Below are 22,772 nucleotides of genomic sequence, written 5' to 3'. Positions count from 1 at the left end.
AAAAACACGAAAAAAGACTTGCCCGCCACGAAAAAATCACTATAATGCGCGCTTCTTCCACCGGCGGGTGCTTAGCTCAATTGGTAGAGCATCGCCCTTACAAGGCGAGGGTTATAGGTTCGAGTCCTATAGTACCCACCAATCGCGGAGTGGTAGTTCAGTTGGTTAGAATACCTGCCTGTCACGCAGGGGGTCGCGGGTTCGAGTCCCGTCCATTCCGCCATTTCCTTATTCCCAATCAAATCCGTTCGCGGATTTTTTTCATCGCTCATCACCACTGCGGAGTGGTAGTTCAGTTGGTTAGAATACCTGCCTGTCACGCAGGGGGTCGCGGGTTCGAGTCCCGTCCATTCCGCCATTTCACAAAGATTCCGAAATAGACGAAGCTGCCGCAAGGCGGTTTTTTTTCGTCTGTAAAAAAGTCTGAATTCCTGATATGGCTATTCTGCTTATGCCCCAGCCTGTGTTGTTTTAATTTTCTGCAGATTGAAGTAATGCAAATGGGGGCTTGCTCTAAAAATTTTTTTGAAAAAAACTCCCGATGCTGACTTGAATATGTTTCCTTTACCGGAGATTCCCGCGCAACTGTGTCAGGTTTACCAGATCAAAACCGTCGGCCGTTCCGGCGTCGAGATAGGTTTTGGCCGATAGTTTGAGGTTAAAGCCGTGACTCATCGACATGCCGTAAAGGCTGCCGTCCTTGCCTGTATGTTTCTTTTGGTGGTTTTTGTTGCGATTGGCAACGCCGCCGACGCGACCGCGCGCGGTCTGGTCGGCGTGAGATTGCCGGAGAGAAAGATTTATTTGACGTTGAGCGGGATGGTTCTGTGGATGGTGCGGCCGTCCGGTGGCGGGTCGTAGCGGCCGACGCTGCGCACGGATTCCAGGATGAGGTCGTCAATGCGCTGTACGCCGGAGCTTTGTTCGATGCGGATGTTGGTGAATTGGCCGTTCGGCTGGATATCGAAGCCGACGCTCGCCGTGCCGCGTTCGCGGATGCGGCCTTTGCGTTTTTGTACAGTGCTGGCGAGGCGTCCTTGTAGTCCGGCGTTGTAACTGGCTGCGCTTTGTTTGTTGCCGCTTTGTGCACCGTTCGCGGAGCCGCCATTGGCCTTGTTGCCGTTATTGGCGGCGGCATTGGGCGTTTGTCCGTAGTTATTGTTACCGGGCGGCGCGATATTGACCGGGCGCGGCGCAGGCGGGGTGATTTGCGGCCGTTCGCGGATTTGCGGCACGGGTTGTGGCGGCGCTTCTTCGCGCGGTTTGGGTCTTTCTTTGGGCTTGGGCGGCTCTTTCGGTTTTTCTTTTTTCGGTTTGGGCTTTTCTTTGGGCTTTTCTTTTTTGGGCTCTTCTTTTTTCGGCGGGGGCGGCGGTTCTTTTTTGATTTCTACCGGCGCGGCTTTTTCTTCGACGACGGGTTGGGGTTTTGGTTCGGGCTCGGGTTCAGGCTCCGGTTCCGGCGGTGGCGGGGGAGGTTCGGACGCAGGTGGCGGCGCGGGGGCGTGTTCTTCTGTGACTAGGTATTCCAGCGATTCCCAGCCCAATACGTTTTCAACCGCAACGGGTGCGGCGCGCCCGCTTTGGTAGAGATACCATCCGCCGCCAAAGAGCGCGGTGTGTACGGCGAGCGAGAGGCAAAAGGCCGCCGCGCTTCTCGCCCGGCTGTATCCGGCCATGTTATTTCTCCTCTGGTACGGCGAGTACAGCGACGCGGAATTTTTTGTTTTTCAGCATTTCTTGGATTTCGATGAAATGCTGGAAGGGCGTCTTGGCGTCTATTTTCAGGGTGACGCGCTGGTTTTCCGGCCAATTTTCGACGATTTTTTCCAGTTCGTTCACGCTGATTTTTTCATCGACAATTTCGCCGTCTTTCAAATAGTAGATGCCGTCTTTATCGATGGTGATGAGTTTCAGCGTGTCTTCGGAATGCAGCGCGGCGGGTGATTTTGAGGTCGGCAGATTGACGTCTATTTTTCCCTGGGCGATAAAGGTTGCCGTCATCAAGACGATGGCGAGCAATACCAGCATGATGTCGATGAAGGGAATAACGTTGATTTGGTCAAATTTTTTCATCGCGCATTCCCGATTTGGTAAGACAGCCATTTTTCGCGACGGATATCGACTTTGCGCGAGAGCATGTTGTAAAACATGATGGAGGGTATGGCGACGAGGATGCCGAGTGCGGTCGCTTTCAGGGCAAGCGCGAGGCCGACCATAATTTGTGCCGCGTCAATATTGCCGCCGTGTTGTCCCATATCGTAGAAGGTAATCAAAATCCCGGTGACGGTTCCCAGCAGTCCCACATACGGCGCATTGGAGCCGATGGTGTAAATGGGCGTCAGATTGCGTTCCAGCGCGATATTGAGTTCATGGATATTGGGGTAATCGCGCACGTCCATGCGGGCGAAGAATATGTATCGCTCTACCACTTTCCACAGCATGATTAGGCTCATGAGGCCGAGTATGCCAAGAATGATGTAATCGACGTGTGCTTTCAGAAATTCCATGTTGGAGTCCTCGCGAGTTAATAGAGGCGCCACTATACGCGGGCAGCATTAAGCTGTAAACAAGAGGGATTCTTATCTCGGTGCATTGCACTTTCCTCGCGCGATGGTAAGGTACGCGCTTTTACGGAGAACCCCATGCAGTACCGCAAACTTGGCCAGACCGGCATTGACGTCAGCGTCATCTGCCTTGGCACCATGACCTTCGGCGAGCAGAACAGCGAGGCCGAGGCGCATGCGCAGCTCGATTACGCCCTTGAGCGGGGCGTGAACTTCATCGACACCGCCGAAATGTACCCCGTGCCGCCGGGGCGCGAGACCTACACCCGCACCGAACAATACCTCGGCAGTTGGCTGAAGCGCCGCGGCAAACGCGATGACATCATCCTCGCCAGCAAAATCGCCGGCCCCTCGCGCGGCGACGACGGCCAGGACTACATCCGCGGCGGTTCGCGTTTCACCCGCGCACAAATTCACGCCGCCTGCGACGCCTCGCTCGCCCGCCTGCACACCGACTACCTCGACCTCTACCAGTTGCACTGGCCCGAGCGGCGCGTCAATTACTTCGGCCGCCTCGGCATGAGCGCGCTGGATGACCCTGCCGACCTCACCCCATTGGCAGAAACCGTCGCCGCGTTGGACGAACTCGTCCAGGCCGGAAAAATCCGCGCCTATGGACTTTCCAACGAAACCCCCTGGGGCGTGATGGCACACCTGCGCGAAAGCGAACACGCCCAGCGCACCCGCGCCGTCTCCATCCAAAACCCCTACAACCTGCTCAACCGCAGCTACGAAGTCGGCCTCGCCGAAATCAGCCTGCGCGAAAACATCGGCCTGCTCGCCTACTCACCGCTCGCCTTCGGCCTGCTCAGCGGCAAATACCGCACAAAACCGTGGCAACCCGAATGGCGCATCGCCCGCTTTGCGCGCTTCACCCGCTACACCAAGCCGCAAGGCTTCGCCGCCGTGGAGCGCTACGCACAAATCGCCGCACAGGCCGGACTCAGCCTCACACAAATGGCGCTTGCCTTCGTCAATAGCCGCCCGTTCGTCACTGCCAACATCATCGGCGCGACCACGCTCGATCAGCTCGCCGAAAACATCTCCAGTATCGACATCAACTTGAGCGACGACACCCTCGCCGCCATTGACACCATCCACGCCGAAATCAGCAACCCATGCCCATGACACCCCGCGAAATCAGCATCGACCTGCCCCACATCCGCCTCGCCGGACAGCGCTGGGGCGACGGCGAACACATCGTCCTCGCCCTGCACGGCTGGCTCGACAACGCCGCCAGCTTCGCCCCGCTCGCGCCGCACCTCATTGACGACAACACCTCGCTCATCGCCCTCGAATTCGCCGGCCACGGGCGCAGCGCGCACCGCCCGCTCGGCGCCGGCTACCACTTTACCGACCACATGCGCGACGCCATGTTCGCCGCCGAAACCCTGGGGCTTACAAAAATAGACTTTGTTTGCCACTCGCTGGGCGCGGCAGTCGCCAGCATGCTGGCGGGCACCTTCCACGACCGCATCGCGCGCCTCGTCTGCATCGAATGCTACGGCACGCCCTACGTCTCCAACCACAACGACCTGCCGGAGCGCATGCGCGAACGCCTGCTGACCATGGACTACATGAACCCGCGCAGCACCCGCTACTACCACGACCTCGCGCCGCTTGTCGCCGCGCGCATCAAGGCGGGCGCGATGCGGCCGGAAAGCGCCGAACGTCTGGTGCGGCGCAACCTCATCGAAGAAGCGCAGGGCTACCGCTTTATCAGCGACAAACGCCTCACCGTATGGCAACCGATGATGCTCTCCGAAGAACAAGTCCAAGAATTCATCCCGCGCATCACTGCGCCCGTCCTCATGATCGAAGGCAACGAAGGCTTCACCGCGCACTGGCACTACCTGCCCGAGCGCTACCGCCTGACACAAGACATCCGCGTCGCCAAACTCGACGGCGGCCACCACCTGCACATGGACCACCCCGCAGCCGTCGCCGCCGCCATCAAACAATTCTGGCGGGAAAAACCGCTATAACCACTTACATACACCTGAGCGCTCAAAGTGTATGTAAAACCCCAAAAGGAACCAACATGGCCGAAAAAGAAGAATTCCACTACAACGACAAATACCACTGCAACATCAACATCCACCGTGGCATCGCCGTAGGCGTCAACAAAGAACGAACCGTTTACACCGAAACCAGCGGTGGCGACGGCCATATCCATACCGGACTGGACGGCAAAGTACGCGGCAAAATCAACCCCATCACCACCACCAGCCACACCCGCATCCACGACAAATACTTCCTGCGCAACCAAACGAGCGGGCAAGAAGAAGACTTTGCCATGACTGACTGGGACATCGCCCTGCGCGACGGACACGATGCGGCAGCCGTCTGGATAGTCCCGCGCGGCAGTAATAGCGGGCCATTTATCGCCTTTCACAACTACACCCTACAAAAAACCAGCTGGCGCGCCGACCGACTGCCCGCCATCTTCCAGCTCAAAAAACCACTCTCCCTGAGAGTACTCGACATCATCGTCTGGATAAGCAGCATCCTGCTTGCCATCGCCCTCGCCAAACAAATCACTGCCGGCCTGCTGCTCCTGCTGCTATTCCTTATCGCCGCCGGCGTTGCCGCCATCACGCTGAACGCCTTCCTCTACAAACTCGTCTGCGGCGCGCGCGACGCCGAAAACGCCGCCGCGCGCAAAGCGCTCTCCGACCGCATCATCCAAATGCTGAGCGAAGCCAAACCCTAAAACCACATACACCTGAGCGCTCAAAGTGTATGTAAAACCCCAAAAGGAACCCCAATGAAAACCCCGCTCCTCCTCACCCTCCTCCTTGCCGCCCAACTCGCCCACGCCGAAGACAGCGACACCGCCCAATGCGACCGCGTCGCCGACCCGATGCACCCCGGCAACCCGGCGGGCGCACCCGGCACAGAAACCCCGCCGCGCTTTGAAGACGACAGCACCACCTGGGACGCGCTGCGCTTGGCTTGCGAAAACAGCTACGCCGCCCACCCGGACACCCCGCGCTACGCTTACCAGCTCGCCCGCCTTTACAGCGCGCGCGACTACAACGTCTCCGCCGAAAAATACCTGAAAACCGCCGCCGAACAAGGCGACCCCGTCGCGCAGAGCGAATACGGCAAAATCCTGAACGACCAAGGCTTTGACGGCACCGACTGGCAGAAAAAAGCCGCCGCACAAGGAATCGTCCCGGCAATGGAGGCCCTCGGCGACCACTACGACGCCGACGAAAACCCCGCCGCAGCGCGCCAGTGGTACGAAAAAGCCGCCACCGCGGGCAACGCGCGCGCCGCCTGGAAACTGGGCGACCTCCTCCAGCCTGACGAGCCCGAACAGGCGCACGACTGGTACCAAAAAGCCGCAGCAGGCGGCGAACTGCACGCCGCGCTGCGCCTGGGCGACTACTACCGCGATAGCGACCCGGACAAAGCCCGCACCTACTACCAGGCCGCCGCCAGCCTACGCGAACCCGAAGCGCGCTACAAACTGGCAGAAATACTGCGCACGAGCGACCCCGCCGCCGCCCGCAGCTGGTACCGCAAAGCGGCGCTTGAAGGCTACGACCAGACCGACAGCGCCGCCAAAGCAGCCGAAACCCTCGGCAACATCTACCGTCACGGCGAAAACGTGGCGAAAAACCTGACCGAGGCCTACAGCTGGTACAGCCGCGCCGCCACCATCGCGGCAGAAATGGCGCTCGCCGCCATGTATGAAAACGGCGAAGGCGTTGAGGCCGACCCCGTGCGGGCGCGCCAGCACTACCGCCGCGCCATCGAAAACTACGAATACGGCAGCGCCTGCGAACCGGCGGCGAGCGACAAAACCGCCGTGGCGCTTGCCTACCAAAAAGTTGCCGACCTCGCCGATCCCGAAGACCCGACCACCACCGCAGACAGCCGCAAGGCGGACTACCGCGAATCCCTGCGCCTTGGCAACGACGCTGCTATCGACAAACTGCGCGCCCTCGGCGAACCGGCAGACGACATCAACCGCCTGCTGGACGAACGCAAAAACACGACCGCGCCATAACCGCACAGCCAAGCGCCCCACGGGGCGCTTTTTGCGGCTTTGCGACGGCCTGCATGCCGCCGCACGATCCAAAAACCACCCCCCCCCCGCCACCGCCATGCAAACCCTCCACCGCTTCCTCCGCCTCATCGCCCCCTACTGGTTCAACCGCCACAACCGCGTTGCCTGGGCGCTGCTTGCCGCCGCCGCCTGCCGCCTCATGCAAACACTGAAAACCGCGCTACCCGACACCCTCTGCCTCGCCATCAGCCACCAGGCGGCAATCAAAGCGCTGTTTACGCGACAAATCGACCTTAACCGCTACCGCGCGCCGGCGGGGCTGGAGTAGCACTATCCCCCGCTATAAAATGCCCGCCCGTTTTCACCCGTCCCGCCCATGACCGCCATCCCCCCCGCCCTGAACCCACAACAAACCGAAGCCGTCCGTTACCTCGGCGGGCCGCTGCTCGTCGTCGCCGGGGCGGGCAGCGGCAAAACGGGCGTGATTACCCAAAAAATCGCCTGGCTGGTGCGCGCCGCGGGTTATCCGGCGAACGGTATTTTCGCGCTGACGTTTACGAACAAGGCGGCGCGCGAGATGGGCGAGCGGGTGCGGGCGCTGCTTGGCAAGGAGGCGCGCGGCCTGCACATTTCTACCTTCCACCGCCTCGGGCTGGACATCCTGCAAAAAGAACACCTCGCTGCCGGACTGCGCCGCAACTTCACCGTCTTTGACGCGCGCGACGGCGCGACGCTGGTCAAAGAACTGAGCAAACAAGAAGACGAGGCGATGGTGCGGCAATTACAGGCGCAGATTTCCGCCTACAAAAACGCCAACATCAGCGCGGCGGCGGCAAAAACGCTGGCGCAGGACGAAGCGCAAGTGCTGGCGGCGCACATCTACCACCACTACGACCAGCGGCTGCGCGCGTATAACGCCGTCGATTTTGACGACCTCATCGCCCTGCCGCTGGCGCTGTTGCGCGAACACGAAGCGGTGCGCGAGCGCTGGCAGCACCGCGTGCGTTACCTCCTGGTTGACGAATACCAAGACACCAACGACTGCCAGTACGCATTGTTGCAACTGCTCGCCGGGGCGGGCGCGGCATTTACCGCCGTCGGCGACGACGACCAGTCCATCTACGCCTGGCGCGGCGCGCGGCCGGAGAACATCGCCCACCTGCACGAAGACTACCCGGCGCTGAAAACCGTCAAACTGGAACAGAACTACCGCTGCCACCAACAAATCCTCGCCGCCGCCAACACCCTGATTGCCAACAACCCGCACGTCGTCGAAAAAAAACTCTGGTCGGAGCTGACGGCAGGCGAGGGCGTACACGTCATCTGCGCGCGCAGCGACGAAGCCGAAGCCGAACAAATCGTGCAGGACATCTACCTGCGCAAAATCCGCGACAACAAAAAAAACAGCGACTTCGCCATCCTCTACCGCAGCAACTTCCAGGCGCGCACCTTCGAACAACAACTGCGCGAACTCAGCCTGCCGTACAAAATCAGCGGCGGCACCAGCTTCTTCGAGCACAGCGAAATCCGCGACCTGCTCGGCTACCTGCGCCTCATCAACAACCCGGACGACGACGCCGCCTTCCTCCGCGTCGTCAATACCCCGAAGCGGGAAATCGGCGCGGCAACGCTCGCCAAACTGGGCGAATACGCGGCGCGGCGGCACGTGGCGCTCTCAGTCGCCGCCGCAGAAGTCGGCTTTGCCCACGAAATCGGCGGCAAACCCTACCAAAACCTGCAAACCTTCATCCAGTGGCTACAAACCATGCAGCGCGACGGCGAAAGCGAACCGCCGCTGGAAATCCTGAACCGCGTCATCAACGACATCGAATACGACGACTACCTCTTCGAACTGCACAAAGCCCCGGCAAAAATCGAAGTGCGGCAAAAACGCATCAGCCAACTGCGCGCCTGGATAGCCAAACTACAAGAAGAACGCTTTGAAACCCTGGACGGCCTGATGCAGCACCTCACCCTGCTCGACATCCTCGACCGCCAGGAACAAGAAGAAGACGCCATCCAGCTCATGACCCTGCACAGCGCCAAAGGCCTCGAATTCCCGGTGGTCTACATCGCCGGCTGCGAAGAAGAACTGCTGCCGCACCGCAACAGCATGGACAACGACGACGGCGAGCGCGAAGAACGCCGCCTGCTCTACGTTGGCATGACCCGCGCCAAAGAAACCCTGCTTTTGTCATATGCCAAAGCGCGGCGGCGCGGCGCCGAACTACAAACCACCGAACCCAGCCGCTTCCTCGACGAACTGCCCGCAGACGGCGTGCAATGGCACGACGGCCGCACCCCGCCCGACCCCGTCATCGAACAGAAAAAAAACGAAGATTTCTTTGCCGGATTACAAACAATGCTGCGACAATAAGCCGCAGAAAAACCAGGGGCTGCTTGCAATGCCACCCCTCCTCCCCGGCGAAGCGGGGGAGGGCAGGGGAGGGGGTGAAAAAAACCGCGTAGCGACAAACATCAAAACACCATTGCAAGCACGCCTTGGCACGAAAACATGGAGAACCGCGTGAAATTGCCGCTGACCAAAAAGAAAAACACCGACCCAGAAACCGCACACGACCTTGAGGCCTACACCCTCGCCCAACAAGAAGCCCAACAAGGCGACGCCGCCGCCCAATTCCGCCTCGGCTGGATGCACGCCAACGGCCGCGGTACCGCACAAAACGACCGCCGCGCCGTCGAGTGGTACAGCAAAGCCGCCGAACAGGGACACGCCGCCGCCCAATGCAACCTCGGCTGGATGTACGGCCAGGGGCGCGGTGTCGAAATCGACGACGAACAAGCCGCCTACTGGTTCGAGCGCGCCGCCACCCAAGGCGACAAACAGGCGCAGTTCAACCTCGGTAACCTCTACATCGCCGGACAAGGCGTACCGCAGGACGAACGCCGCGCCGCCTTCTGGTTCGTGCAGGCCGCACAACAAGGCGACGTCGAAGCCCAATTCAACCTCGGCAACCTCTACTTCCACGGCAACGGCGTCACCCAGGACGACCGCCGCGCCGTGCGCTGGTTCGAAAAAGCCGCCCAACAAGGCTACGCCAAAGCCCAATGCAACCTCGCCATGATGTACGAGCGTGGCCGCGGCGTCGCGCAAGACGCCGAACAGGCCGCCGAATGGTACGGCTGCGCCGCCGAACAGGGCGACAGCAAAGCGCAATACCGCTTGGGGCTTCTTTACGACAAAGGCATCGGCGTCGCCCAGGACGACAACATGGCGCGCTACTGGCTGGCGGTTGCCGCCGAACAAGGCAACGACAGCGCCGCCGAATACCTCATCCACCTCGCCGAAAAAGTCCTCACCGACTGGTACCACCAAACCGCAGGCATCTCGCCGCTTGCCGAACCCGCGACCGGCCACTACTACGACATGACCTTCGATGGCGACCTCGACTACTACCCGCTCGGCATCCAGCACCGCGAAGGCTGGGAACTGCTGGACGACTACCACCAGAGCCTCGTCTGGATCGAGCGCCACCCCGCGCCGGAACCGCCGGTGACAAACGAACCCGTTACCCGTACGACCGACCTCTGGATTGACCCCATCGCCGACGAAAACGACAACGACGCCTGGTACTACCCCGACCTTACCTGCCGCGAAAACCACGGCCTGCAACAAGACGACGCCGGCTACCGCCGCGCCGTCAATCACTTCACCTACGCCGCGCAACAAGCCGCCGCCAGCTTCGAGCAAGCGGCAAAACAGGGCAACGCCGACGCCCAATACCAGCTCGGCTTCATGTACGAAACCGGCCAGGGTGTCGAACAAGACTACCGCCGCGCCGCGCAGTGGTACGAAAAAGCCGCCGCACAAGGACACGCGCAGGCGCAATACCAACTGGGCAGCCTCTACCGCGAAGGCCTCGGCGTCGAAGAAAACGACGAAGAAGCAGAAAAATGGTGGCAACGCGCCGCCGCACAAGGCGTCGCCCAAGCCCACCGCCAGCTGGAAAAATGGCAGCGCGCCCATGACCAGGCACAAAGCGAAGTGTTCTGACGCCGCCGCTAACCAGAAGAAACGCCGCATCATGCGGCGTTTCTTCTAGGGGCTGTTGACAATTCGACGAACGAGCCCCTCTCTCGCTACGCGAGCAATGCTTGTCCCTCTGGGACTGGAACAGCTCACGCAGTGACAAGTATTGCTTGCGCAGCAAGAGAGAGGGGTTCGGGTGAGAGCAGCAATCCATTGAAAAACCGGAATTTCGATTCATCAACAACATCGCCCACCCCCTCCCCGACCCTCCGCGGGGGAGGGGGGATGTCTCAATTGTCGACACGCCCTAAAGACAAATGGCTCCATTTTTCCTCCCGTAGTTATTGCAGGAGTTCCTGCAAGGGCGCGAAATGGTTTTGCAGGTAGGTTTCAAAGTCGGGCTGCGGCTCGGCTTCTTTTTCTTTTTGCCGCTCCAGGCTGGCGGCGGCCTGTTTTTTCAGCGCTTCTTCAATGTCTGCGGCGATTGGTTCGTGCAGGGTGGCGCGGTGGCGCTCGCGCCAGCCAAGGTGGTAGTCGAGGAATCCCGTATGGTTGCCCGCTTGTGCGCGGTAAGGCAGGTGGCGGCGCGCTTCTACTTCTTTGATGAGCGCGGCAAGGGCGGCACGGGTTGCGTTTTCGCCGCGTTCTTCGTCCAGCCGCGCGGCGACGGGTTCGAGGGCGTGCAGCAGTTCGAGGGCGGCGTCCTGCACGGGGCGGTCGCGCTGGTTTTGTTTGAGGGTGAAGTGTTCGCCGAGGCCGCAGCAGGCGGTGCGCAGGCGGTTATGCGCGTTTTCGTCGCGCGCGCTGTGGTTTTGCGGCGCATCGGGATTCAGGATGACCCAGAGCATGAAGGCTTCGAGGATGCGCAGTTGGTCAAGGCTGACGCCGCAAGGGTCTTCGGGGTTGCAGTCCAGGAGGCGCAGTTCGAGGTAGGCGATGCCGCGCCGCGCGAGCGCCAGCGTCGGCAGTTCGTTGTTTTTGATGGGTTGTTTGGGGCGGGCGGCGGTGTAGTATTCGTTGGCGATTTGCAGGATGTGGGTGCTGATTTGTTTGCGGCTGCCGTCGGGGTTGTAGAGGCCGAGGTGTTCAAAGCGCGGCGCCGGGGTGGATACGGCGCTGGCGAGATCGCGGGTGTAGGTGGCGAGGTCGTTGAAGCTGATGGTGAACGGGGTTTTGTTCTGGTAGCCGAGGTCGCTCATGCGCAGGCTGGTCGCGCCCGTCCAGCCGAGGGTGTGCGACGCCAGGGTATCGAGTACGGCGCGCGCCGGGGCGAAGCTGTCGTGGACGGCGGGCGAGGCGCCGTAGAGGTAGTTGATGAGCCAGGCGTGGCGGTTGATAGCACGCAGTGCGCCCATGTAGCGGCGGTTGATGTAGTCCTGGTCGGCGGTCTCGCCGTCGCGCGCCGCCAGTTGCGTCCAGAGGGCAGCGGGTGGCGAGTAGTTGTAGTGGATGCCGGCGATCATTTGCATGGTTTTGCCGTAGCGGTGGCCGAGGCCTTCGCGATAGAGCCGCCGCATTTTGCCGCCGTTGCTCGTGCCGTAGTAGCCGATGGCGATGTCGTCGCTGTTTTCCGGGAGGATGCAGGGCATGCTGCCCGGCCAGAGGGTTTCCGCGCCGATGTTTTGCGCGCAGTAGCGGTGCAGGGCGAGGAGCTGGGCGTAGGCGGCGTCCGGCGTCGGGTGCGGGTCGGTAACGAGTTCGAGCAGGGTTTCGGCGTAGTCGGTGGTGATGTTCGCATGGGTGTAGGCGCTGCCAAGGGCGGCGGGATGCGGCGTGGTGGCGAGGGTGGCATCGGGGTTGCTGCGCAGGGTTTCGCGTTCGATGCCGAGGTTGCCGTGGGCGAGGGTGAGGTCTTGCATGGCCGGTCTCCGTGGAAATGAGCAGGCATGATATAGCGGGCTCCGTTTGGATTCCATACGGCAACCCGCCGAAAAAAGTCCTTTTTTCGGCGGAATGGCGTTTACTTTCGTATGGAATTCAAATGGGAGGCGAGATAGCTTATGATGCGGTTTTAAGTCAATGTTGGGAGGTTGTGATGGATATCGCGGTTTTGATGGATGAGTTGGAGTCAATCAAGCCTTACAAGGACACGACGTTCGCGCTAATGCTCGCCGCCCAGGCGCTCGGCCACCGGGTGATGGTCTTCGGCCAGCGCGACTGGCAGGTGCGCGACGGTGCGGTGCAGGCTTATGTGCGCACGGTGCAACTCTATGATCAGGACGAGGATTATTTCCGCGTGCTGAACGAGGAAGTGATTGATCTGGGCGAGGTCGATGTGCTGCTGCAACGCAAGGACCCGCCCTTCAATCTGCGCTATATCTATGATTCTTATATGCTCGATCTGCTGGAGGCGCAGGGGGTGCGGGTGGTCAATCCGCCGCAGGCGCTGCGCAACATGAACGAGAAGTTTGCCATCACCCGCCTGCCGCAATGCACGCCGGAGACGCTCATCACCAAGTCGCGCGGCGAGATTCTCGCCTTTCTGCGCGAGTTCGGCGAGGCGGTGGCGAAACCGCTGGACGGCATGGGCGGCAGCGGCGTTTTCAAGCTGACCCAGGGCGACAAGAACACCAACGCGATTTTGGACGCGATGAACCCGGACGGCCTGCAAACACTGATGGTGCAGCGTTATCTGGACAAGGTGAGCGAGGGCGACAAGCGCATTCTCGTCATCAACGGCGCGGCGGTTGATCATGGTCTGGCGCGCCTGCCTGCCGAGGGCGAGTTCCGTGCCAATCTCGCCGCCGGTGGGCGCGGTGTGGTGCAGCCGCTCAGCGAGCGCGAATGGTGGATTGTTGAACAGGTCAAACCGCTGATTGCCGAACAGCAGTTGTATCTGGCCGGGCTGGATGTCATCGGCGGTTATCTGACTGAGCTGAACGTCACCAGCCCTACCTGTATGCGCGAGATTGAAAAGGCGACTGGACAGCCGATAGCGCGCCGCTTCTGGGAGGGTCTGGCATGACGCCTGCCGAAAAGAAGCCCGCTGCCGAAGGCGAGAAACTGCAAGGCGAAGCGCTTTTGTGGCGCTACGCGCGCCAAGCCGAGGCAGTCGAAGACGAAAGCGACCATGTGCCGGGTTGTCCGTGTTGTAGCGGGCAGGAGCGGTAAGTAAGCGGGGCTTGCCCCGCTTTTTTTATGGTTTCCGCCGGATGGCGATATCCGGCAAGTTCCAGTTGTAAACGATGGCGAAACCGCGGATGACCAGCACCAGGAGCAGCGTCAGCAGGTCGCGCACCCACAGGCTGACGCCGGCGTGCAGCAGCACGAAGTAAAACACGCCGCCGACCATCGCCGCCGTCAGATAGATTTCCTTGCGCAACAGCAGCGGTACCTGGCGGCAGACGATGTCGCGCAGGATGCCGCCCATCACCGCGGTAATCACCCCCATCAGCACCGCCACCGGCGCGGATGCGCCGCGCATTTGCCCGACTTCGATGCCGATGACGGTAAAGGTCGCCAGCGCCAGCGCGTCAAACCAGCGGAAGGGTTTGTCCAGCCGCTCAAACTGGTGATAAAACACTTGGGTAAACAGCGATGTCAGCGTAATCGTCCAGGCGTAATTGAGGTCTTTCAGCCAAAACAGCGGGTGGCGGTTTAAGAGCAAATCGCGCGTGGTGCCGCCGCCGATGGAGGCGACGAAGGCAATCATCACCGCGCCAAAAATATCGAGCTGCTGCCGCTTGGCAAGCACGGTGGCGGCGACGGCGCTGGTGAAGACGCCGAAAAAATCGAGAACAGCGACGATGGTTTCAGGGGCAAGGGTCATGGCGGGCTGGCGTTGCGGGAGGTGGCGCGCTAGGATAGCACCCTTTCAAAAAATTCACAGAGAGGTCATCCATGCAGGGCTTACGCCAGCTTTCCACCTTCATCGGTCAGACATTTGCCCTGTGGGCAATCGTCTTTGCCATCGCCGGATTCACCGCGCCGCAAGTCTTCACGCCGTTCAAGCCAGCGATTCCCTATGCGCTCGGCATCATCATGTTCGGCATGGGGCTGACCCTGCGCGCGCGCGATTTCGCGGAAATCCTGCGCCGTCCCTTCCAGGTACTCTTGGGCGTCGTCGCGCAGTTTCTCATCATGCCGCTGCTTGCCGTCCTTTTGGTACACGTCTTCAGCCTTGAGCCGATGGTCGCCCTTGGCGTCATCCTGGTCGGCTGCTGCCCCGGCGGCACGGCGAGCAACGTCATGACCTACCTCGCGCGTGGCGACGTCGCCCTGAGCGTCACCATCACCGCTTGCTCAACCCTGCTCGCGCCGTTCCTCACGCCGCTTTTGCTCGAACTCTACGCGCACAAAACCGTAGACATTGCCGTGGGCGCGATGATGCTCTCCATCGTTGACATGGTGCTGCTGCCCATCGTCGGCGGCATCATCATCAACCGCCTGTTTGACCGCCACCTGCAAGTGCTGCGCGACGCCCTGCCGCTCATCTCCGTCGTCTGCATCGTCCTGATTCTCGCCAGCGTCGTCGCGCTGAGCAAAGGCGCGATTGCCAAAAGCGGCATGATCATCTTCGGCGTCGTCATCCTGCACAACCTGCTCGGCTACCTGCTGGGACTGCTTGCCGCGCGTGCCGCCGGATTCAACAGCGCGCAACGCCGCGCCATCATGATAGAAGTCGGCATGCAAAACAGCGCCCTTGGCGCGACGCTGGGCACCAAATACTTCAGCCCGGAAGCGGCATTGCCGAGCGCCATTTTCAGCGTCTGGCACAACATCAGCGGCGCGCTGGTCGCCAACATCTGCACCTGGTGGGACAAGCGGCACGGAAAATAATCCCCCAAACTGCGCCTTTCCCCGCGGGGCAGGGCGTTCGTTATCTGACATCCCCCTCAAACCGCATGAAGAAAATCCTCATCCTCATCCTCACCGCCTGCCTGCTCGCCCTCGCCCCTGCCCGCGCAGATGACGCGCTTGCCGCCGACGCCCAATCGCGTCGCGACTTCATCGTAAAACACGCGGGCAAACTCGCCGCAGGCGAAGCGCAGGCAGCGGTACAAATCAGCGCCGCGCTGCAAGTGAACGGCAATGCCGTCCTCGCCGCGCTTTGCCGCAGTAGCGACGGTCGCGACGCGCTTGCCCTCTGGGGCAGTACCCTGCTCGCGCAACATAACCTCACGCCGCTGGCGCAGCGCCTGGCGCAACTTGCCCTCGGCGATGATGGCAAACACGACGCGACCGCTTGGTTCAACGAAAAAAATGGCGACGACTACCGCCACGCGCAGACGCTCGGCTGCTACACCGGCGCACTCAACCGCGCCCTGCAAAACACAGACGATGCGGCGGCGCGCAGCGGCGAATTGTTGCGGCAGGCGGCAACCGCGGCGGGTGTCGCCGAATTAGAAGCGGCCGCTGCGCCTGCGGCTGACGCCCCTGCCAAAATCCGCTGGGTGTACGGGCAGCTTGCTCCGGCGCTGCAAAACCCTGGCGACAGCGCCAGCCGCCTGCGCACCGCAGCGCTTCCGCCCGATGCCGACGCAGCGGCGCTCAAAGCCTTCGAGAGCAGCTGGCAGCAAGGCAATACACCATAAAGCGGCAAGGCGCCTTGCGCGCATCCGCCCCCTTCATCTCACATAACCCTAACCCTGCGCACCATGCAAACCATCCTCCTCGCCAGTAACAACGGCAAAAAAATCGCCGAACTTTCCGCCATCCTTGCCAGCTTTGGCATCGAAATCAAGGCGCAGCGCGATTACGGCATCGAAGACGTCCCGGAAACCGGCCTGACCTTCGTCGAAAACGCGCTCATCAAGGCGCGCCATGCCGCACGGCAAAGCGGCCTGCCCGCGATTGCCGACGACTCCGGCCTCTGCGTACCCGCACTCGGCGGCGCCCCCGGCATTTATTCCGCGCGCTACAGCGGCGAAGGCGATGCGGGCAACAACCGCAAACTGCTCGCGGCGCTGGAAAACGTGCAAGACCGCCGCGCCTATTACGTCTGCCTCATCGTCTATCTGCGCCATGCCGACGACCCGCTGCCCATCATCGCGCAAGGCCTGTGGCACGGCACGATTGCCCTTGAGGCGCGCGGCGACGGCGGCTTCGGCTACGACCCGCTCTTTGTCCCTGCGGGCGACAGCCGCACCGCCGCCGAATACAGCGCCGCCGAGAAAAACAGCATCAGTCACCGCGCGCGCGCCCTCGCCGCGTTTACCGAACTTTATTTAGACCTCGACTAATACACACATGAACCCGCTCATTACCACGCTGCCTGCCGCCTTCGGCCTCATCATGGGCGTCGTCGGCGCCATCTTCTACACCGGCAACAGCGCCCATCCCTTCTGGCGTCGTTTTTATACCATCCTGCCCGGCATCGTCCTTTGCTGTTTCGTGCCAGCAGGGCTGAACAGCGCCGGTGTCTTCGCCCCCGATCTGGGCAAACAAATCTACAGCTTCGCCGCCACCTACCTCCTGCCGGCGAGCCTCTTTCTGATGACGCTGTCGATGGACGTCCCCAAACTGCTCGGCCTCGGCTGGAAAGTGCTGGCGATGTTTTTGACCGCGAGCCTCGCCATCATCCTCGGCGGTGTGTTAAGCCTCGCCATTTTTCACGCCATTGCGCCCGAATGGGTCGATGGCGACCGCATCTGGCGCGGCTTTGCCACCATTGCCGGTAGCTGGATTGGCGGCGCGGCCAACCAGGCGGCGATGAAAGAGCTTTACCACGTCGATGGCGACCTCTTTGGCACCATGCTGCTGATTGACGCGACCCTCGCCTCCGTCTGGCTGTTTGCCATTTTGGCGATGGCACGCCACGCGCCGCGCATCGACCGCTGGCTGAAGGCAGACACCCAGGGCATCGACCAGGTCATCCGCACCGTGGAAGCCTACGAACGCGAACACGCGCGCATCACCACCCTGCCGGATCTCATGCAAATGCTCGGCCTGACCTTTGCCGTGGTTGGTATCAGCCACACCTGCGGCAACCTGATTGCCGCCTGGTTCAACCAATACCCGCGCGCCGCCGAATACAGCCTGAACAGCGCCTTCTTCTGGCAAGTGCTGCTCGTCACCCTCATCGGCCTGCTGCTTTCCTTCACTCCGGCGCGCAAACTTGACCACGCGGGCGCCTCCAAACTCGGCACCGCGCTCATCTACATCCTCATCGCCGCCATCGGCATGCAAATCCGCCTGAACGGCATCCACGAACAATGGCGGCTGCTGCTCGTTGGCGCGCTGTGGATGGGCATCCATATCGCCATCGTCTTTGCCGTCGCCCGCCTTATCCGCGCGCCGCTCTTTTTCCTCTGCGTCGGCTCGAACGCGAACACCGGCGGCGCCTCATCCGCGGCCATCGTCGCCACCGCCTTCCATCCGGCGCTCGCGCCGGTCGGCGTGCTGCTCGGCATCCTCGGCTACACCCTGGGTACGATTGGCGGCTACATCACCGCCGAAATCCTGCGGCATATCGTCGCCCCCTGATTTTCCTGCCCCATGCGCCGCACCGAGCCCTACCACTACCACGGCAAATACCGCTGCACGACCACCCTCTTTCGTGGCACCGTCGTCGCCAGCCAGAAAAGCCGCATCGTCCATACCCGGATTAGCGGCGGAGACAGCTACCTCGATACCCACAACGACGGCAACATCCACGCGGGCACCAATCCCCTTGCCAGCAGCAGCGAAACCCGCACCTATCACGAGTTTTTCCTGCGCGACGACGCGAGCGGCAAGGAAGAAGCGATAGAGCTGGAAAACTGGGACGTCGCGCTGCGCGAAGGGCATGACGTCGCCGTCGCCTGGGTCGCAGACCGCACGGGGGAACACTTGGTCGCCGTGTACAACTACAGCCTCGGCCAAGAAACCTACGCGGAAAACGCCCTGCCCGATACCTTCCAGCTGCACCCGCCGACCACGCTCATCACCCTCAACGCCTTCATCTGGTTCGCCTGGCTGCTGATGAGCATCGCGGTGGCGCTCAAATTCGGCCTGTGGCGGCCGGGCGCGGCGCTGGTCATCATCCTGGGGCTCTTTATCGCCATCGCCATGCTGCATCATTTCCTGAACGGCATTTTTAACCGCGATCGCGAGCGAAAAACGCTGGACGCCCGCGCCGACCTGCGGCGCACCCTGCGGCAACGCGCGGACGCGATAGGTTCATGAAAAACGCCCCGCGCTGCGGGGCGTTTGGGTGTCATGCGCTCAAAATCCTTGGGCGTGCAGCCAGGCGGCGATGTCGGCGAGTTGTTCCGAGATGACCTGGTGCTGCATCGGGTAGGTTTTCCATTCGGGGGCGTAGCCTTTGCTTTTCAGGAGGTTGTAGCTCAGTTTGCCAACGGTGTAGGGAACAACGGGGTCTTGGGTGCCGTGCATTTGCAGGATGGGCGGGCAGTGGGCGCAGTCGGCGGGCGGGGTGTGGTCGCGGTCGGCAAGATAGGTGGAAAGCGCCAGGATTCCCGCGCAGGGGTGGTGCAGGCCGAGGTAGAGCGCCAGTACGCCGCCTTGCGAGAAGCCGGCGTAGAGGAGGTTTTCTGCCGGAATGCCGCGCTGTTCTTCTTCTTCGGCGATGGCGAGGATTTGCGCGGCGCTCGCCTCGATGCCGGCGAGGTCTTCGTCGCGTTGCTCGAAGCTCAAGTCTTTGATGTCGTACCAGCCGCGCATCGGCATGCCGTAGTTCAGGGTGATGGGGCGCACGGGGGCGTGCGGAAAGGTGATGCGCGTCGTCGGTCGCAGCTCAAGCTGCGGCAGGATGGGGACGAAGTCGTTGCCATCGGCGCCGAGGCCGTGCAGCCAGATGATGCTGTGGGTGGCGTTTTTTTCGGCGCCGTGGGTGATTCGTTCGAGGGGCTGTGCCATAATTTCGCTCCTTTTTTAGCGGGTTTTCGTTATGTTCAGGTTTTTGATGTTGTCTATTGTAACGGCTTTGTGCGCAGGCTGCGGGCAGAAGGGGCCGCTGTATTTGCCGGATGATGGCGCGCCAAAGGCGCAGGAGCAGGCCGGTGAGTGAGTTTTTGTCCGGGATGGATGCGCAGGGGTGTGTCGGCGGGGTGTCGCTGGTGGATTTGGTCGCCGAGTTTGGTTCGCCGCTTTATGTCTATGACGGCGACGCCATCCGTGGGCAGTTCCGCGCGTATTTGGCGCACGGGTTGCCGCGCGAGTTGCAGCTGCATTTTGCGATGAAGGCGAATTCGAATTTGGCGATTTTGCGCCTGCTCGCGGCGGAAGGTGCGGGTTTTGATATTGTTTCCGGCGGCGAGTTGGCGCGGGTGTTGCAGGCGGGCGGCGACGCGGCGCAGGTGGTGTTTTCCGGCGTGGCAAAGTCGGACGCAGAGATGCAGGCGGCGCTTGCGGCCGGGATTGGCTGTTTTAATGTGGAGTCGGCGGCGGAGTTGCAATGTCTTGCCGAGGTGGCTTCTGCCATGGGCAAGGTCGCGCCGGTCGCGTTGCGGGTGAATCCGGATGTGGATGCCAAGACGCATCCGTATATTTCAACCGGGATGCGCGAGAACAAGTTTGGCGTGGCGCTGGAGGATGCACCCGCGCTGTATCGTTGGGCGGCGGTGCAGCCGTCGCTGCGCGTGGTCGGCGTGGGTTGTCATATTGGTTCGCAGATTCGTTCGCTGGCGCCGTTTTTGCAGGCGGCGGATTCGGTGCTGACGCTTGCCGATGCGCTGGTCGCGGAAGGTATCGCGCTTGGGCATGTGGATTTGGGCGGCGGTCTGGGGATTGAGACGGCCGATGATTTTATGGCGCTCACGCCTGCGGATTTGTCTCGCGCGCTGCTGGAGCGGGTAGGCGAGCGACCGCTGCGTTTGCATTTGCAGCCGGGGCGCTCGCTGGTCGGCAATGCCGGGTTGTTGTTGTCGCAGGTGGTGTTCCGTAAGTCGCAATCGGGGCGGGATTTTTTGATGCTGGATGCGGCGATGAATGATTATGTGCGTCCGGCGCTGTATCAGGTGCGGCCGTCGTTGGTGAATGTGTCGCGTCCGTATGACGGCGTGTCGCGCATGGATGTGGTCGGCCCTGTGTGCGAGAGCAGCGATACGTTTGCGCGTGATTTTCCGATTTGTGGCGAGCGCGGCGATGTGGTCGTCATTCCCGGCACCGGCGCTTATGGTTTTTCGATGGCGAGCAATTACAACTCCCGCCCGCGTCCGGCCGAGGTGTTAATCGAAGGCGGGCAGGCGCGGCTGATTCGCCGCCGCGAAACGTTTGCCGATTTGTGGGCGCAGGAGGTACTGTGAGCGGGTTATCGCTGTATGACAAGGTCTGGCAGGCGCATGTGGTGCGCGAGGCGGACGGCCAGGCACTGCTTTATATTGACCGCCATTTGATTCATGAGGTGACCTCGCCGCAGCCGTTTGACGGGCTACGTCTTGCCGGGCGCAAGCCGTGGCGGGTCGATGCGGTGCAGGCGGTGCCCGACCACAATGTGCCGACGTTGCACCCGGAGCGCGAGATTGAGGACGCGGTTTCGCGCGCACAGGTGGAGGCGCTGGAGCGCAACTGCGCCGAGTTCGGCATCCGTTTGTTTGGGCGGCGCGACCCGCGGCAGGGGATTGTGCATGTGGTCGGCCCGGAGCAGGGCTTGACGTTGCCGGGGATGACGGTGGTCTGTGGCGATTCGCATACGTCCACGCATGGCGCCTTTGCCGCGCTCGCTTTCGGCATCGGCACGAGCGAGGTCGAGCATGTGCTGGCGACGCAATGTCTGCCGCAGAAGAAGACGAAGTCGATGCGCATCGTCATTGACGGCGCGTTGCAGCCGGGGGTGTTCGCCAAGGATTTGATGCTGGCGGTGATTCGCACCATCGGCACCGCAGGCGGCACCGGCTACACGCTGGAGTTCGCCGGCTCGGCCATCCGCGCGCTTTCGATGGAAGGGCGGATGACGATGTGCAATATGTCGATTGAAGCGGGCGCACGCGCCGGTCTGGTCGCAGTCGATGAGACGACGCTCGCCTATTTGCGCGGGCGGCCGAGTGCGCCGCAGGGCGCGCTGTGGGACGCGGCGGAAGCCTATTGGCGCACGTTGGTCAGCGACGAGGATGCGCGGTTTGACGCCGAAGTGGTGCTCGATGCCGCCGCGATTGCACCGCAGGTAAGCTGGGGCACGTCGCCGGAAATGGTGGTCGATGTCGGCGGCGTGGTGCCGCATCTTGCCGACGCGCGCGATGACAACCAGCGCAACGCTTATGCGCGCGCGCTTGATTATATGGGACTGCACGAGGGGCAGGCGGTGGGCGATATTCCGCTCGATGCAGTCTTCATCGGCTCCTGCACCAACGCGCGCATCGAAGATTTGCGCGTCGCCGCCCGCATCCTGCAAGGGCGCAAGGTGGCGGCGAATATTGAAACGGCGCTGGTCGTGCCCGGTTCCGGGCTGGTCAAGGCGCAGGCGGAGGCGGAAGGCCTCGACCGCATTTTCACCGCCGCCGGTTTTGAATGGCGCGGGCCGGGCTGCTCGATGTGTCTGGCGATGAACGCCGACCGCATCCCGGCGGGCAAGCGCTGCGCTTCCACCTCCAACCGCAATTTTGAAGGACGGCAAGGGCAGGGCGCACGCACCCATTTGGTCAGTCCGGCAATGGCAGCGGCGGCAGCGGTCGCCGGGCGCTTTGTCGATGTGCGGGAGTGGTTGGCATGAAAGCATTTACCGTTGAACGCGGCCTGCTCATGCCGCTCTTTCGCAGCAATATCGACACCGACGCCATCCTGCCGAAGCAATATCTGAAGCTCATCAGCAAAACCGGCTTCGGCCAGCACCTCTTTGATGACTGGCGCTATCTACCCGACCGCACGCCCGACCCGGCATTCGTGCTGAACGAAGCGCGTTACCACGGCGCCAAATTCCTCCTCGCCGGGGCGAATTTCGGCTGCGGTTCCTCGCGCGAACACGCGGTGTGGGCGCTGGACGAATACGGTTTCCGCGCCGTCATCGCGCCATCGTTCGGCGACATCTTCTATAGCAACTGCTTCAAAAACGGCATCCTGCCCGCACAAGTCAGCGCTGCCGACGCCGAAGCGCTCCTGGCCGCGACACAGGCGGCGGAGGCGGTTACGATAGAAGTCAATCTGGAAACGCAGACCATCCAATGCGGGGCGGCGCGTTACCCGTTCAGCGTGGACGGCTTCCGCAAACACGCGCTCTATCACGGCCTCGACGACATCGGGCAGACACTGCAACACGCCGCCGAGATTCGCGCCTTCGAAGCGCGGCACCGGCAACAATTCCCCTGGCTATTCAAGGAATAAA

At 61.7% G+C, this 22,772-nt stretch carries 24 protein-coding genes and 3 tRNA genes; 21 read left to right on the top strand and 6 right to left on the bottom strand.

Annotated features, from left to right (window positions below):
- The first annotated feature begins 65 nt into the window (after window positions 1-65).
- The 3 genes from EL199_RS09210 to EL199_RS09200 all read left to right on the top strand — a co-directional run bounded on the left by EL199_RS09210 (window position 66) and on the right by EL199_RS09200 (window position 358).
- Window positions 66-141: transfer RNA gene (locus EL199_RS09210), tRNA-Val, on the top strand.
- 5 nt (window positions 142-146) lie between these two features.
- Window positions 147-223, top strand: a tRNA-Asp gene (locus EL199_RS09205).
- A 58-nt stretch (window positions 224-281) separates the two neighbouring features.
- Window positions 282-358, top strand: a tRNA-Asp gene (locus EL199_RS09200).
- 442 nt (window positions 359-800) lie between these two features.
- Here EL199_RS09200 and EL199_RS09195 read toward each other — a convergent pair.
- The 3 genes from EL199_RS09195 to exbB are packed head-to-tail and all read right to left on the bottom strand — an operon-like array spanning window position 801 to window position 2,507.
- Window positions 801-1,676, bottom strand: coding sequence for an energy transducer TonB family protein (locus EL199_RS09195; protein WP_004142039.1), 876 nt, complete (start codon window positions 1,674-1,676; stop codon window positions 801-803).
- A 1-nt stretch (window position 1,677) separates the two neighbouring features.
- Entirely contained in the window at window positions 1,678-2,073 is a 396-nt protein-coding gene (locus EL199_RS09190; RefSeq protein ID WP_004142046.1) for a biopolymer transporter ExbD, read from the bottom strand.
- Window positions 2,070-2,507, bottom strand: a complete 438-nt coding sequence (exbB, locus tag EL199_RS09185) for a TonB-system energizer ExbB (protein ID WP_004142048.1) — start codon at window positions 2,505-2,507, stop codon at window positions 2,070-2,072. Before exbB ends, EL199_RS09190 begins: the two co-directional genes overlap by 4 nt.
- A gap of 135 nt (window positions 2,508-2,642) precedes the next feature.
- Between exbB and EL199_RS09180 the strand changes: the two genes are divergently transcribed.
- The 7 genes from EL199_RS09180 to EL199_RS09150 all read left to right on the top strand — a co-directional run bounded on the left by EL199_RS09180 (window position 2,643) and on the right by EL199_RS09150 (window position 10,597).
- The gene (locus EL199_RS09180) at window positions 2,643-3,692 is read left to right on the top strand and encodes an NADP(H)-dependent aldo-keto reductase (RefSeq protein ID WP_004142050.1); all 1,050 of its coding nucleotides are present in this window, start codon (window positions 2,643-2,645) and stop codon (window positions 3,690-3,692) included.
- Window positions 3,689-4,549: an alpha/beta fold hydrolase gene (locus EL199_RS09175; RefSeq protein ID WP_040355796.1), complete on the top strand. Its 861-nt coding sequence runs from the start codon at window positions 3,689-3,691 to the stop codon at window positions 4,547-4,549. The genes EL199_RS09180 and EL199_RS09175 overlap by 4 nt, the downstream gene beginning before the upstream one ends.
- Before the next feature lie 56 nt (window positions 4,550-4,605).
- The gene (locus EL199_RS09170; RefSeq protein WP_004142056.1) at window positions 4,606-5,277 is read left to right on the top strand and encodes a hypothetical protein; all 672 of its coding nucleotides are present in this window, start codon (window positions 4,606-4,608) and stop codon (window positions 5,275-5,277) included.
- Between the two features lie 54 nt (window positions 5,278-5,331).
- Entirely contained in the window at window positions 5,332-6,582 is a 1,251-nt protein-coding gene (locus EL199_RS09165; protein ID WP_004142058.1) for a tetratricopeptide repeat protein, read from the top strand.
- 97 nt (window positions 6,583-6,679) lie between these two features.
- A complete protein-coding gene (locus EL199_RS09160) occupies window positions 6,680-6,910 on the top strand; it encodes a hypothetical protein (RefSeq protein ID WP_004142060.1) in 231 nt (76 codons plus the stop codon).
- Between the two features lie 48 nt (window positions 6,911-6,958).
- On the top strand, window positions 6,959-8,959 hold the full coding sequence (locus EL199_RS09155) for a UvrD-helicase domain-containing protein (RefSeq protein ID WP_004142061.1): 2,001 nt from the start codon (window positions 6,959-6,961) through the stop codon (window positions 8,957-8,959).
- Window positions 8,960-9,109: 150 nt separating this feature from the next.
- Window positions 9,110-10,597 (top strand): tetratricopeptide repeat protein, encoded by a 1,488-nt coding sequence (locus tag EL199_RS09150; RefSeq protein ID WP_232008284.1) that lies wholly within the window; start codon window positions 9,110-9,112, stop codon window positions 10,595-10,597.
- 317 nt (window positions 10,598-10,914) lie between these two features.
- On the opposite strand, the gene gshA is transcribed toward EL199_RS09150, so the two are convergent.
- On the bottom strand, window positions 10,915-12,432 hold the full coding sequence (gshA, locus tag EL199_RS09145) for a glutamate--cysteine ligase (protein ID WP_004142071.1): 1,518 nt from the start codon (window positions 12,430-12,432) through the stop codon (window positions 10,915-10,917).
- Window positions 12,433-12,554: 122 nt separating this feature from the next.
- On the opposite strand from gshA, the gene gshB reads away from it, so the two are divergent.
- Together gshB and EL199_RS09135 are read left to right on the top strand one after the other, a co-directional pair.
- Entirely contained in the window at window positions 12,555-13,538 is a 984-nt protein-coding gene (gshB, locus tag EL199_RS09140; protein ID WP_004142073.1) for a glutathione synthase, read from the top strand.
- Window positions 13,535-13,684, top strand: coding sequence for a hypothetical protein (locus EL199_RS09135; protein WP_004142076.1), 150 nt, complete (start codon window positions 13,535-13,537; stop codon window positions 13,682-13,684). Before gshB ends, EL199_RS09135 begins: the two co-directional genes overlap by 4 nt.
- Window positions 13,685-13,709: 25 nt before the next feature.
- Here the strand turns inward: EL199_RS09135 and EL199_RS09130 are convergent, their stop codons facing one another.
- A complete protein-coding gene (locus tag EL199_RS09130) occupies window positions 13,710-14,342 on the bottom strand; it encodes a trimeric intracellular cation channel family protein (protein ID WP_004142077.1) in 633 nt (210 codons plus the stop codon).
- A 71-nt stretch (window positions 14,343-14,413) separates the two neighbouring features.
- Here EL199_RS09130 and EL199_RS09125 point away from each other — a divergent pair, with 71 nt between their 5' ends.
- From EL199_RS09125 to EL199_RS09105, 5 genes are all read left to right on the top strand, one after another.
- The gene (locus EL199_RS09125; RefSeq protein ID WP_004142078.1) at window positions 14,414-15,352 is read left to right on the top strand and encodes a bile acid:sodium symporter family protein; all 939 of its coding nucleotides are present in this window, start codon (window positions 14,414-14,416) and stop codon (window positions 15,350-15,352) included.
- Between the two features lie 65 nt (window positions 15,353-15,417).
- On the top strand, window positions 15,418-16,107 hold the full coding sequence (locus tag EL199_RS09120; protein WP_004142080.1) for a hypothetical protein: 690 nt from the start codon (window positions 15,418-15,420) through the stop codon (window positions 16,105-16,107).
- A 63-nt stretch (window positions 16,108-16,170) separates the two neighbouring features.
- Window positions 16,171-16,755: an RdgB/HAM1 family non-canonical purine NTP pyrophosphatase gene (rdgB, locus tag EL199_RS09115; protein ID WP_004142082.1), complete on the top strand. Its 585-nt coding sequence runs from the start codon at window positions 16,171-16,173 to the stop codon at window positions 16,753-16,755.
- Window positions 16,756-16,762: 7 nt separating this feature from the next.
- Window positions 16,763-17,998: a DUF819 family protein gene (locus EL199_RS09110; protein WP_004142083.1), complete on the top strand. Its 1,236-nt coding sequence runs from the start codon at window positions 16,763-16,765 to the stop codon at window positions 17,996-17,998.
- 12 nt (window positions 17,999-18,010) lie between these two features.
- On the top strand, window positions 18,011-18,679 hold the full coding sequence (locus EL199_RS09105; protein ID WP_004142085.1) for a hypothetical protein: 669 nt from the start codon (window positions 18,011-18,013) through the stop codon (window positions 18,677-18,679).
- Window positions 18,680-18,718: 39 nt separating this feature from the next.
- On the opposite strand, the gene EL199_RS09100 is transcribed toward EL199_RS09105, so the two are convergent.
- A complete protein-coding gene (locus EL199_RS09100) occupies window positions 18,719-19,372 on the bottom strand; it encodes an alpha/beta hydrolase (RefSeq protein WP_004142087.1) in 654 nt (217 codons plus the stop codon).
- A gap of 31 nt (window positions 19,373-19,403) precedes the next feature.
- Between EL199_RS09100 and lptM the strand changes: the two genes are divergently transcribed.
- The 4 genes from lptM to leuD are packed head-to-tail and all read left to right on the top strand — an operon-like array spanning window position 19,404 to window position 22,771.
- Window positions 19,404-19,523 (top strand): LPS translocon maturation chaperone LptM, encoded by a 120-nt coding sequence (gene lptM / locus EL199_RS09095; protein ID WP_081447838.1) that lies wholly within the window; start codon window positions 19,404-19,406, stop codon window positions 19,521-19,523.
- Window positions 19,516-20,760 carry a diaminopimelate decarboxylase gene (gene lysA, locus EL199_RS09090; RefSeq protein ID WP_232008283.1) on the top strand — a complete coding sequence of 415 codons (1,245 nt, stop codon included), beginning with the start codon at window positions 19,516-19,518 and terminating at the stop codon, window positions 20,758-20,760. The genes lptM and lysA overlap by 8 nt, the downstream gene beginning before the upstream one ends.
- A complete protein-coding gene (gene leuC, locus EL199_RS09085) occupies window positions 20,757-22,163 on the top strand; it encodes a 3-isopropylmalate dehydratase large subunit (RefSeq protein ID WP_004142091.1) in 1,407 nt (468 codons plus the stop codon). The genes lysA and leuC overlap by 4 nt, the downstream gene beginning before the upstream one ends.
- Window positions 22,160-22,771, top strand: a complete 612-nt coding sequence (gene leuD / locus EL199_RS09080) for a 3-isopropylmalate dehydratase small subunit (RefSeq protein ID WP_004142093.1) — start codon at window positions 22,160-22,162, stop codon at window positions 22,769-22,771. Before leuC ends, leuD begins: the two co-directional genes overlap by 4 nt.
- The last annotated feature ends 1 nt before the right edge of the window (window position 22,772 follow it).

Origin of the sequence: Cardiobacterium hominis (assembly GCF_900637305.1) — a bacterium.
Taxonomy (GTDB): domain Bacteria; phylum Pseudomonadota; class Gammaproteobacteria; order Cardiobacteriales; family Cardiobacteriaceae; genus Cardiobacterium; species Cardiobacterium hominis.
This window is presented reverse-complemented; position numbering and strand designations above follow the sequence as displayed.